Below are 11,990 nucleotides of genomic sequence, written 5' to 3'. Positions count from 1 at the left end.
CCGTTATGCCTAAGCGTACCGACATCAACAGTATTTTGATCATTGGCGCTGGCCCGATTGTGATCGGCCAGGCCTGCGAATTCGACTACTCCGGCGCCCAGGCGTGTAAAGCGCTGCGCGAGGAGGGTTTCCGGGTTATTTTGGTTAACTCCAACCCCGCCACCATCATGACTGACCCGGCCATGGCCGATGCCACCTACATCGAGCCGATTACCTGGCAGACGGTGGAAAAGATCATCGAAGCCGAGCGCCCCGATGCCATTCTGCCGACCATGGGTGGTCAGACGGCGCTGAACTGCGCCCTCGAGCTGGAAAAGCATGGCGTGCTGGAGAAGTTCGGCGTTGAGATGATTGGTGCCAACGCCGATGCGATTAACATGGCCGAAGACCGCGATCTGTTCGATCAGGCCATGAAGCGCATTGGTTTAGAGTGCCCGAAAGCGAAAGTCGCCCACACCATGGATGAAGCCTGGGAGATTCAGACTGAGCTGGGTTTCCCCACCATTATTCGTCCTTCCTACACCATGGGCGGCTCCGGCGGCGGCGTGGCGTACAACAAGGAAGAGTTCGAGGAGATCTGTACCCGCGGTTTCGAGCTTTCCAACAACCACGAGCTGCTCATCGATGAGTCGCTGCTGGGGTGGAAAGAGTACGAGATGGAAGTTGTGCGTGACAAAAACGACAACTGCATCATCGTCTGCGCGATTGAGAACTTCGATCCTATGGGTGTGCACACCGGCGACTCCATCACCGTGGCACCGGCGCAAACGCTGACCGATAAAGAGTATCAGATCATGCGTGACGCCAGCCTCGCGGTACTGCGCGAGATTGGCGTAGAGACCGGTGGCTCTAACGTCCAGTTTGGGATGGATCCCAAAACCGGTCGTTTGGTAGTCATTGAGATGAACCCGCGTGTGTCGCGCTCTTCGGCGTTGGCCTCAAAGGCGACCGGTTTCCCGATTGCTAAAATCGCCGCTAAATTGGCGATTGGCTATACCCTGGACGAGCTGCAGAACGATATTACCGGCGGTCAAACGCCGGCATCGTTCGAGCCGTCTATCGATTACGTAGTGACCAAAATTCCACGTTTCACCTTCGAGAAATTCCCCCAGGCTAACGATCGCCTGACCACCCAGATGAAGTCAGTGGGTGAGGTGATGGCGATTGGGCGTACTTTCCAAGAGTCGCTGCAGAAAGCCCTGCGTGGTTTGGAAACCGGTAACGATGGCCTTGATCCGATCATTACCGATTTTACGCCGGACAACATGGCGATTATCCAGGGCGAACTGCAGGCTGCCGGTGCCGAGCGTATTTTCTACGTGGCGGACGCCATGCGCTCAGGTATGAGCGTCGACGACGTCTTTGCCCTGACCAATATCGATCCTTGGTTCCTGGTGCAGCTGGAAGATTTGGTACTCACTGAAAACGCCGTTGCCAAGCGCTCTCTGGCTGACTTCTCGGTCCGCGAGCTCTATCAGCTCAAGCGCAAAGGTTTCGGCGATGCGCGCCTGGCCAAGCTGCTCAATGTCAGCGAAAAAGAGTTCCGTCAAACCCGCCAGGCAGCCGGTATTCTCCCGGTTTATAAGCGCGTTGATACCTGTGCCGCGGAGTTCGCCTCTGATACTGCCTATATGTACTCCACTTACGAAGAAGAGTGCGAGGCGGATGTTTCTGACCGTCAGAAGATCATGGTACTGGGCGGTGGCCCTAACCGGATCGGCCAGGGTATCGAGTTTGACTACTGCTGCGTTCACGCCGCCTTCGCCATGCGCGACGACGGCTATGAAACCATCATGGTCAACTGCAACCCGGAAACCGTCTCGACCGATTACGACACCTCTGATCGTCTCTACTTCGAGCCGGTAACGCTGGAAGACGTGCTGGAGATCGCCGATAAAGAGAAGCCGGTGGGTGTGATCGTTCAGTTCGGTGGTCAGACGCCGCTGAAACTGGCCCGTGAGCTAGAAGCTGCCGGTGTGCCGATCATTGGTACCACACCGGACGCCATCGACCGCGCAGAAGACCGTGAACGCTTCCAGGTGATGATCGACAAGCTGGGCCTGAAGCAGCCACCCAATGCCACGGCGCGCAGCTTTGCGGAAGCCTTCGATAAAGCCGAAGCGATTGGCTACCCGCTGGTGGTGCGCCCCAGCTACGTGCTGGGGGGCCGGGCCATGGAGATCGTCTACGACGCCTCCGAGCTGGAAAATTACATGACCCACGCGGTGAAGGTCTCCAACGACTCACCGGTGCTGCTGGATCACTTTTTGAGTGCGGCGATCGAGATCGATATAGATGCGGTGTCGGATGGTCAGCAGGTGGTGATCGGCGGCATCATGCAGCACGTAGAGCAAGCGGGCGTTCACTCCGGTGACTCCGCCTGTGCTCTGCCGCCTTACTCGCTGCCTGCGGATGTGCAGGACGAAATGCGCCATCAGGTGAAGCAGATGGCGGTTGAGCTGGGCGTTAAAGGCTTAATGAACGTGCAGTTGGCCTGGCAGGATGGGGAGATCTATGTGATCGAGGTGAATCCCCGAGCTTCGCGTACGGTGCCCTTTGTGTCCAAGTGCATCGGCACCTCGTTGGCGCAGATTGCGGCCCGCTGCATGGCCGGTAAAACCCTGGCTGAGCAGGGCTTTGAGCAGGAGATCGTACCGCACTTCTATAGTGTTAAAGAGGCGGTTTTCCCGTTCAATAAATTCCCCGGTGTCGACCCGATTCTGTCGCCGGAAATGAAGTCCACCGGAGAAGTGATGGGCTCTGGCGACACCTTTGCAGAAGCCTTCTTCAAGGCGCAGCTGGGGGCAGGAGAGGCCATTCCTGGGCTTACCGGTGAGCGCAAGGCGTTCCTTTCCGTGCGCGAACCGGACAAGGCGGGGATTATCGAAGTGGGCCGTTCTCTGTTAGCATTAGGCTTTACGCTATGTGCTACACGGGGGACAGCGGCTGCTTTGGAAGCTGCCGGGCTTGCCGTGGAACACGTCAATAAAGTCTACGAAGGTCGTCCCCATATCGTCGATCTGCTTAAGAACGACGAAATCGCCTACATTGTGAACACTACCGAAGGTCGCCAGGCTATTAATGACTCTTCGGTCATTCGCCGTACTGCCCTCTCACGCAAGGTGCCCTATGCGACCACCTTGGCGGGCGCTAATGCTGTTTGCATGGCGCTTGAGTACGGTAGAGAGATTACGGTGCGGCGCCTTCAGGATCTGCATGCAGGAGCAAGTCAATGAACAAGGTCCCGATGACAGTTGCGGGAGAAAGAAGCCTTCGTGAAGAGCTCGACCACCTTAAAAGCGAAGCTCGTCCGCAGGTGATCGCGGCCATCGCCGAAGCGCGTGAACACGGTGATCTTAAAGAGAACGCCGAGTATCACGCCGCTCGCGAACAGCAGGGGTTTATCGAAGGGCGGATTCAGGAGATCGAAAGTAAGCTCTCTGTCGCTCAAGTGATTGACGTCACCAAGCTGCCGAAAACCGGCAAAGTGATTTTCGGCGTAACCGTATCGCTAATGAATCTGGATACTGATGCGGAAGTCACTTACCGCATTGTCGGCGAGGATGAGGCGGATATTAAGTCTGGCCGTATCTCGGTTACCTCACCGATTGCCCGTGCCCTGATCGGCAAAGAAGAGGGCGATGTCGTGGTGGTCAAAACCCCCGGCGGTGACGTGGAGTACGAAGTAGGTAGTGTCGAACACGTGTGATAAATAAACGCCCCTTCAATTGACTCTGGAGTCGATTGAAGGGGCGCTTTAGTACGGCGACACTCTATTGCGTGCGTTGAATTTAACGCTTAATGGCGGCCGTGATGATTCTCAAAGCGGGTAACGTTAGAAAGCTTTGGATTCACCTGGGGGTTGCGACGATAGAGCAGCGCCATTTTGCCAATGGTTTGCACCAAGTCAGCACGGCTGTTAGCGATCAGTTCGGCTATCATGGCTGCACGATCATCCCGCTCAGGAAGGGCAAGTTTCACTTTGATCAGTTCGTGATCAGTGAGTGCGCGGTTAAGTTCTGCGAGCAAATTTTCGGAGACGCCGTTCTCAGAAACGGTGACCACTGGATTAAGATGGTGGCCAATGCTACGAAATGCTTTCTTTTGTGCCTGTGACAAGCTCATGGTATCTTGCGGTATCCCGGTTAGCGCTTAACGCTCCATCTTACGGTGAAACGTCACCGAGTGAAAGCGATCGCGTGAATGCGCCCATCTCTTATTCCAGTGTTAGATTCCCACATGCAGCAAAAGCCCCCGAACCGAAAACATTCTGTCAGCAAGACCAGCAATAACTGGAAGAAGGAGCATTTTGACGACCAGTACGTGAAGCAGAGCTGGCAAGATGGCTACCGTTCCCGTGCCAGCTATAAGCTGATTGAGTTGGATGAAAAGGATAAACTGCTGCGTCCCGGTATGACGGTGATTGATCTGGGCGCTGCACCTGGCGGGTGGAGTCAAATTGCAGCGGAAAGGGTCGGGCCTGAAGGTGTGGTGATTGCCTCTGATATCCTGGAGATGGATGCTCTGGCCGGGGTAGATTTTATCCAAGGTGATTTCACTGAAGAGGCGGTGCTAGAGGCGATACTAAAACGCCTGGATAATCGCCGTGTAGACCTTGTGATGTCGGATATGGCCCCCAATATGAGTGGTATGGCGGCGATTGATCAGCCCCAGGCGATGTATTTAGTGGAGCTAGCGTTAGAACTTGCCCGCGAAACGTTGTCACCTGGCGGACGGTTTTTAGCTAAAGTATTCCAGGGGGAAGGGTTTGACGCCTATTTGAAAGAATTGCGCGGCAGCTTTAAGAAGGTAGTAACCCGTAAGCCAGACGCCTCCCGGGCGCGTTCCCGTGAAGTCTATTTTCTGGCCGAAGGGTTTCGCGGGTGACTCTCCTTAAAATGAGACGCTGCCCGTGTGGTTCATAGCCAAGATTTATCAGCGCGATTGCCAGACAGGCAAGCGCAACGTGTGTCACATTAGTCGCCATTAGTGCGCGTGACACAGATGGCCCGAGGCATAAGACGCTTTGGCAATGGTTGAACGCTTGATGCTGATGTAATGTCGTATTACTAAGCTTATTGGTAACAGACTTTATTAAGCACCAGGGTTTAACTGACGGATTCTTGTAATGAGGGTAGCCCCTTGAACGATATGGCGAAGAACCTGATTCTGTGGTTGGTCATCGCGGCCGTCCTACTGACAGTGTTCAACAATTTCAGTACGGAAAGCGCACCGCAAAACACAAACTATTCCCAGTTTGTGCAGCAGGTGCAAAATCAGCAGGTACGTAGCGTAACGATTGATGGTTACACCATCAGCGGTGAGCGCACGGACGGCTCTCAGTTCCAGACGATCCGCCCAGCGGCGGAAGATCCGAAGCTGATGGACGACCTGTTGAGCAACAATGTGACAGTGGTGGGCAAAGAGCCAGAACAGCAAAGTATCTGGACGCGGCTACTGATCGCCAGCTTCCCGATTCTGCTGATTTTGGGCATCTTTATGTTCTTCATGCGCCAAATGCAGGGCGGAGCCGGTGGTGGTAAAGGTGGCCCGATGAGCTTTGGTAAATCGAAGGCCAAACTGCTCTCTCAAGATCAGATCAAAACCACCTTTGCCGATGTGGCAGGCTGTGATGAAGCCAAGGAAGAAGTAGAAGAGCTGGTCGACTTCCTGCGTGACCCGACCAAATTCCAGCGCCTGGGCGGTATGATTCCCCGCGGCGTGCTGATGGTAGGGCCACCGGGTACCGGTAAAACGCTGCTGGCGAAGTCCATTGCAGGCGAAGCCAAAGTGCCGTTCTTCTCTATTTCGGGTTCTGACTTCGTTGAAATGTTTGTCGGTGTCGGTGCATCGCGTGTGCGCGACATGTTCGAGCAGGCCAAGAAGCAGGCGCCGTGCATTATCTTTATCGATGAGATTGACGCCGTGGGCCGTTCACGTGGCACCGGCATGGGTGGTGGTAACGACGAGCGTGAGCAGACGTTGAACCAACTGCTGGTCGAGATGGATGGCTTTGAAGCCAATGAAGGCATCATCGTTATTGCCGCGACCAACCGTCCTGACGTGCTTGACCCTGCGTTAATGCGCCCAGGCCGCTTTGACCGCCAGGTAACGGTCGGCTTGCCGGACATCCGTGGCCGTGAGCACATTCTGGGCGTTCACCTGCGTAAAGTGCCGCTGGGTGATGACGTAAAACCGCAGCTGATCGCACGTGGTACGCCTGGTTTCTCCGGTGCGGACTTGGCCAACCTGGTCAACGAAGCCGCCCTGTTTGCCGCGCGCCGCAATAAGCGCCTGGTCAGTATGGAAGAGCTTGAACTCGCGAAGGACAAGATCATGATGGGCGCTGAGCGCAAATCGATGGTCATGACCGACAAAGAGAAGCTCAATACCGCTTACCATGAGTCGGGTCACGCCATTATCGGTCTGGTCGTGCCTTCCCATGATCCGGTCTATAAGGTAACGATTATTCCCCGTGGCCGTGCGCTGGGTGTCACCATGTTTCTGCCGGAAGAGGATCGCTACAGCCTCTCCCGTCAGCAAATTCTGGGGCAGATCTGCTCGCTGTTTGGTGGCCGGATTGCCGAAGAGATGACGTTAGGCCCGAACGGTGTAACGACCGGCGCCTCAAACGACATCAAGCGTGCTACTGAGCTGGCCCATAACATGGTTGCCAAGTGGGGCTTGTCGGACGAAATGGGCCCGATCATGTACGACGAGGATGAGTCTCATCAGTTCCTCGGTGGCCCGGGCCAGGGGGGCGGCAAGATGAAGTCCGGTGACACCACCACGCGTCTTGATAAGGAAGTCCGCAAAATCATCGACGATTGCTACGAGCAGGCACGCCAAATCCTGACCGATAATCGCGATAAGCTGGACGCCATGGCCGAGGCCTTGATGAAGTACGAGACCATTGATGCCACGCAGTTGAAAGACATCATGGAAGGTCGTGATCCGCGCCCGCCGGAAGGCTGGGATGACGGTGACTCGTCCGGTGGCGGTACGCCTGTCAACGATGACAAGCCGCAAGCGAAGGCTGAAGACGACGCTTCTTCAAACGCGTCTGGAGGCGATGCGTCTGGTGGTGACAGCGAAGAGGACGACGACGGGCCGCGTCGCCGTCCCTCAGACCCGCTAGGTGGCCCTGCCGGCCCATAATAGCCAGCCATTGCCGCATGAGCCAAAGGCGCCCCGTCATGGGGCGCCTTTTTTGATATGCTGTGTACATAACAGCAATGTTTCATTTCTTGATCAGGCTGCAGCATGAAATCAATTCTGGACACGTCCTCTTCACGAAACGCAGAAAATGCTCTCCAACTGCGTTGTGGGCGCCATCTGCTGGATCTCTCCTTTCCCAGGGTAATGGGGATTCTTAATGTGACCCCGGACTCTTTTTCTGATGGTGGCCAGCACGTGGCATTGGATGACGCTTTGCGCCACGCTGAGCGGATGCTGGCCGAAGGGGCAGCGATGATAGATGTGGGCGGCGAATCGACCCGCCCTGGGGCTACCCCTGTCAGCCCCCAGGAAGAGCTAGACCGGGTGGCGCCGGTGGTGGAAGTCCTGGTGCGCGAGTTGGATGCGTTGGTGTCGGTGGATACCAGCTGCCCGGCGGTTATACGCGAGGCGAGCGAGCTGGGCGCTGGTATGATTAATGATGTGCGCGCGTTAGAGCGTGAGGGAGCCTTGCTGGCCGCGGTGGGTAGCGGGCTTCCCGTCTGCTTGATGCATCGTCAGGGCGAGCCGCAGGATATGCAGCAGTCGCCCGCGTATCAGCGCCCGATCGAGGAAGAGGTGGCGGATTATTTGGCCCGTCGGATTGCTGAATGCGAGGTGGCTGGCCTACGCCGCAATCGTCTATTGATCGACCCTGGTTTTGGCTTCGGCAAAACCGTAGAACACAATCTACGCTTACTCAAATACATGGAGTCTCTGCAATCGCTGGAGCTTCCAGTGCTGGTGGGTATGTCGCGCAAGAGTATGATTGGTAAAGTGTTGGGCCGACCGGTGGAGGAGCGTCTCTCCGGTGGTTTAGCGCTCGCTGCCATGGCGGTTGAGCGTGGGGCAAACATTTTGCGCGTGCATGACGTGGCTGCAACGGCCGATGCAGTCAATATGGCGTGGGCGGTACTACAAGAAGGCTGCGAGCCGCCGCTAAACAAGGAGTTTGACGCATGACAAGGCGCTATTTTGGGACGGATGGTATTCGCGGCACGGTGGGTAAATCACCGATTACCGCTGATTTTATGCTTAAGTTGGGCTGGGCAGCGGGTCAGGTGCTCCGCCGTGATAAAGGCCGAACGCGGGTACTGATCGGCAAAGATACCCGGATCTCTGGCTATATGTTCGAATCCGCCCTAGAGGCGGGGCTCTCTGCAGCGGGTGTCGATGTATCTCTGCTGGGGCCAATGCCCACGCCGGGTATTGCCTATTTAACGCGCACCTTTCGTGCCGATGCAGGTATCGTCATTTCAGCATCGCATAATCCGTTTGATGATAACGGCATCAAGTTCTTTTCCGCTGAGGGTAAGAAGCTTCCCGATGACACGGAAGATCGTATTGAAGCGATGCTGGAAGCGCCGCTGACCACAGCTGAGGCTGCACAGCTGGGTAAGGCAACGCGCATCGACGACGCCGCAGGCCGTTACATCGAGTTTTGTAAATCGACCTTGCCTGACCGGCTGAGCCTGCACGGCCTTAAAATCGTCTTGGATTGTGCTCACGGTGCCACTTACCATATCGCGCCCAATGTGTTCCGCGAGCTGGGGGCTGATGTCACCACCATTGGTTCTGCGCCTGACGGGTTAAACATTAACCAGCAGGTGGGTTCAACGCACCCCGCGGCTCTGCGTGCTGCCGTGATTCAGCAAAATGCGGATTTGGGGATCGCCTTTGATGGCGATGGTGACCGTGTGCTGCTGGTAGATGGCGACGGGCGCGAAGTCGACGGCGACGATATTCTCTATCTGATTGCCCGGGATCGCCACGAGCGTGGTTTGCTTCAAGGCGGTGTGGTGGGCACCCTGATGTCAAACTTTGGCTTGTCGATGGCGCTGGATAAGCTGGGAATCCCCTTTGAGCGCGCAAAGGTCGGTGACCGCTTTGTGATGGAGCGTATGGCCGCGAATGGTTGGGAACTGGGCGGTGAGTCGTCGGGGCATATTGTGTGCGCCCACGTGCAGACCACTGGTGACGGCATTGTCTCCGCGTTGCAGGTATTGGCGCTGATGATGCGCGAGCAAAAAAGCCTCCCGACACTGTTAAAAGAATTGGAGAAAGTGCCTCAGGCGCTGGTTAATGTGCGCTTGTCCGCCCATGCCAGCGCCAAAGAGGTAATGGCATCTGCGCCACTTCAGCAGGCAGTGGCTGCGTTAGAGCATGAGTTAGGCGATGAGGGGCGAGTGTTGCTACGTCCCTCAGGTACTGAGCCGCTTATTCGAGTAATGGTGGAAGGACGCGCCCATTTAGATGTCGATCAATTGGCGCATAGCTTGGCCGATCAGGTTCAAGCGCTACTTAATTAAATGTGTTCAGCTAACCGGTTCAGTAAACTGGTTTGGTAAACCCAGCTTGTGGCTATAACAGCGGTTGTCTTGACAAGGCCGCTCCTATACCATTTCGCTCCACCTTGAGTGAGGAGAGTCGATGCGTACGCCTTTAATTGCCGGTAACTGGAAAATGAACGGTTCCGTGGCGTTGATCAATGAATTCGGCCAGGCCTTCTCCGCCGCCGTATCGCCAACGAACGTGGATGTCGTTATCATTCCGCCTTTCCCCTATTTGGATGCGGCGCGCCACGCGTTTGAAGGTACGGTGCTTTCATTGGGCGCGCAAACGTTGAACCCTATTCACTCTGGGGCGCATACCGGCGAAGTAAGTGGCCGCATGCTAAAAGAGTTTGCGGTTTCTTACGTATTGGTGGGTCACTCTGAACGACGTCAACTCTACAAAGAGAGCGATGAACAAATTTTCGCGCGTCTATTGGCAGCGTTAAGTGTCGATCTCAAGCCGATTCTCTGTGTGGGTGAATCTCTGGAGGAGCGTGACGCGGGTCACACGATGGATGTGGTGCTTCGTCAGGTGGGCTATGTAATGTCCCGCTTAGAGCCTGACCAGCGCAAGCAGGTCATTATTGCCTATGAGCCTGTTTGGGCCATTGGCACTGGGCGCACGGCGACGCCCGAACAAGCCCAGGAAGTTATGGCAGGCATCCGTGCCTACCAGGCGGGTTTCGATAAGGGGCTCGCCGAGCAACTGCGTTTGCTTTACGGCGGCAGTATGAACGCAGGCAATGCGGCTGAGCTGCTTGCTCAGCCAGATATCGACGGCGGTCTAGTGGGCGGAGCCTCACTCAAGATCGATGATTTTTATGCCATTTGTCAGTCAGCAGGATAACGCCATGCAAGTTGCAATTCTTATGATTCATGTGGTGATTGCGGTCGCCCTGGTGGTACTCATTCTGCTTCAGCAGGGTAAAGGTGCCGAAGCCGGTGCAGCTTTCGGGGGCGGTGCATCACAAACGGTATTCGGTTCGCGGGGCAGCGGTAACTTCCTGTCGCGCACAACGGCTATTTTGGCGGCGGGTTTCTTCGTCACCTCTATGGCGCTAGCTTACTTTGCCACCCAGGCGGGCCAGGCACCGGAAGCAGGTATTCCCGATTCGCGCTTGATCGAGCAGCAGCAAAGCGTGCCGACGCTTGACGACAGGCCTGCGGACGTGGATAATACCGCGCCAGTGCTAGAGGAAAGCGGCGAGTAAGCAGCTGCTGTTTTTTAGCCTCCCCTGATGCCGAAGTGGTGGAATTGGTAGACACGCTATCTTGAGGGGGTAGTGACCGTATGGTCGTGCGGGTTCAAGTCCCGCCTTCGGCACCATCTGTTTTGCTGGCACGCCAGCTTCCCAGAACGTTTCTTTTGTTACCAGAATGCCAGTTGGCACCTGAGGCGAAAAAGACAGCTTTAAGTAAGTGGTTCTTGAAGCAAGTAGTTCTTGACGTAAGTGGCTTTAGTGTCTATTATCGTCGACCTAGATTGATGCGGGGTGGAGCAGTCTGGTAGCTCGTCGGGCTCATAACCCGAAGGTCATCGGTTCAAATCCGGTCCCCGCTACCATTTTCTAGTAGCATGTTCTAGATTGTTATTTCTAAGACGTATTGGAAATAACGGTCACTACAGGTATAGCCTGTCACATGTTGCTAAGACGGTACTGGAAGTAGTACTTAAGAAATGGTACACAAGGTTTCTTTTAAAAAGCCCCTTCCAGTGAAGGGGCTTTTTGTTAGCAGCTTTTGGCTAGTAAGAGCACTTGGTCGCTGCTTTATTGGCGCCCGCCTTGTTAGCCAGAATATCGTTAGCAAGAATATCTTAATAGCGGATGTCGCCCGGATAACCGGAGACACATTCCCGAGTAACGCCAATCAGCCACCTAGCTTTTCTAATAACTCCTGGCCAGGTGCCTGATGCAACGGCTATAGGAGCTTTGTCTGTGGCCACTAAACACGCTGCGCTTCACGCGCTGATCGAACCTGTTGTTGCTGCCATGGGCTTTGAACTATGGGGCATCGACCATCTTTCCCAGGGCAAAAATTCGCGGCTGGTGATCTATATCGAGCGCGAGAGTGGTGTCAGCGTGGAAGACTGCGCAGATATTAGCCGCCAAGTCAGTGCCGTTATGGATGTAGAAGACCCCATTGCCGGTGAGTACCGGTTGGAAGTCTCCTCGCCCGGTATGGCACGTCCCTTGTATTCCCTGGATCAGTTTACCCGCTTTCAAGGTCATCACGTCGCGCTGAAGCTGCGCACTGCCTTTGATGGGCGGCGCAAGTATCAAGGGCTTTTGGTCGGTGTTGAGGGGGATGAAGTACTGCTACAACTGGATGGCGAAGAGTACTGCTTTCCAATTGAGAGTATTGATTCTGCTCACATTGTACCGCAGTTCGACGATTGACCGGGTGGCGGCGCTGCCGGCAGGCTGCCGGGGTGATGCACAT

Annotated in this window: 10 protein-coding genes and 2 tRNA genes; 11 read left to right on the top strand and 1 reads right to left on the bottom strand. The window is 55.5% G+C overall.

What is annotated here, in order from left to right; genetic code table 11:
• Window positions 1-5: 5 nt before the first annotated feature.
• Together carB and greA are read left to right on the top strand one after the other, a co-directional pair.
• A complete protein-coding gene (gene carB, locus HZU72_RS02205) occupies window positions 6-3,236 on the top strand; it encodes a carbamoyl-phosphate synthase large subunit (protein WP_180090210.1) in 3,231 nt (1,076 codons plus the stop codon).
• The gene (greA, locus tag HZU72_RS02200) at window positions 3,233-3,709 is read left to right on the top strand and encodes a transcription elongation factor GreA (RefSeq protein ID WP_009287920.1); all 477 of its coding nucleotides are present in this window, start codon (window positions 3,233-3,235) and stop codon (window positions 3,707-3,709) included. Before carB ends, greA begins: the two co-directional genes overlap by 4 nt.
• Before the next feature lie 89 nt (window positions 3,710-3,798).
• Here greA and yhbY read toward each other — a convergent pair whose 3' ends face one another.
• Entirely contained in the window at window positions 3,799-4,125 is a 327-nt protein-coding gene (gene yhbY, locus HZU72_RS02195) for a ribosome assembly RNA-binding protein YhbY (protein ID WP_022520713.1), read from the bottom strand.
• A 114-nt stretch (window positions 4,126-4,239) separates the two neighbouring features.
• Here yhbY and rlmE point away from each other — a divergent pair, with 114 nt between their 5' ends.
• The 9 genes from rlmE (at window position 4,240) to rimP (ending at window position 11,947) form a co-directional block, all read left to right on the top strand.
• Window positions 4,240-4,887 carry a 23S rRNA (uridine(2552)-2'-O)-methyltransferase RlmE gene (gene rlmE, locus HZU72_RS02190; protein WP_180090208.1) on the top strand — a complete coding sequence of 216 codons (648 nt, stop codon included), beginning with the start codon at window positions 4,240-4,242 and terminating at the stop codon, window positions 4,885-4,887.
• Between the two features lie 255 nt (window positions 4,888-5,142).
• The gene (ftsH, locus tag HZU72_RS02185) at window positions 5,143-7,158 is read left to right on the top strand and encodes an ATP-dependent zinc metalloprotease FtsH (RefSeq protein WP_180090206.1); all 2,016 of its coding nucleotides are present in this window, start codon (window positions 5,143-5,145) and stop codon (window positions 7,156-7,158) included.
• A 105-nt stretch (window positions 7,159-7,263) separates the two neighbouring features.
• The gene (gene folP, locus HZU72_RS02180; protein ID WP_180090204.1) at window positions 7,264-8,178 is read left to right on the top strand and encodes a dihydropteroate synthase; all 915 of its coding nucleotides are present in this window, start codon (window positions 7,264-7,266) and stop codon (window positions 8,176-8,178) included.
• Entirely contained in the window at window positions 8,175-9,524 is a 1,350-nt protein-coding gene (gene glmM / locus HZU72_RS02175) for a phosphoglucosamine mutase (protein WP_180090202.1), read from the top strand. Before folP ends, glmM begins: the two co-directional genes overlap by 4 nt.
• A gap of 121 nt (window positions 9,525-9,645) precedes the next feature.
• Window positions 9,646-10,395, top strand: coding sequence for a triose-phosphate isomerase (gene tpiA, locus HZU72_RS02170; protein WP_180090201.1), 750 nt, complete (start codon window positions 9,646-9,648; stop codon window positions 10,393-10,395).
• A 4-nt stretch (window positions 10,396-10,399) separates the two neighbouring features.
• A complete protein-coding gene (gene secG, locus HZU72_RS02165) occupies window positions 10,400-10,759 on the top strand; it encodes a preprotein translocase subunit SecG (protein ID WP_180090199.1) in 360 nt (119 codons plus the stop codon).
• A 29-nt stretch (window positions 10,760-10,788) separates the two neighbouring features.
• Window positions 10,789-10,875: transfer RNA gene (locus HZU72_RS02160), tRNA-Leu, on the top strand.
• A gap of 160 nt (window positions 10,876-11,035) precedes the next feature.
• Window positions 11,036-11,112, top strand: a tRNA-Met gene (locus HZU72_RS02155).
• A gap of 373 nt (window positions 11,113-11,485) precedes the next feature.
• Window positions 11,486-11,947 carry a ribosome maturation factor RimP gene (rimP, locus tag HZU72_RS02150; RefSeq protein WP_007111828.1) on the top strand — a complete coding sequence of 154 codons (462 nt, stop codon included), beginning with the start codon at window positions 11,486-11,488 and terminating at the stop codon, window positions 11,945-11,947.
• Window positions 11,948-11,990: the final 43 nt, after the last annotated feature.

Origin of the sequence: Vreelandella sedimenti, from assembly GCF_013416325.1 — a bacterium.
In the GTDB taxonomy this organism is placed as follows: domain Bacteria; phylum Pseudomonadota; class Gammaproteobacteria; order Pseudomonadales; family Halomonadaceae; genus Vreelandella; species Vreelandella sedimenti.
The sequence above is the reverse complement of the archived record's forward strand: the minus strand, read 5'-3'. Positions and strand labels throughout refer to the sequence as shown.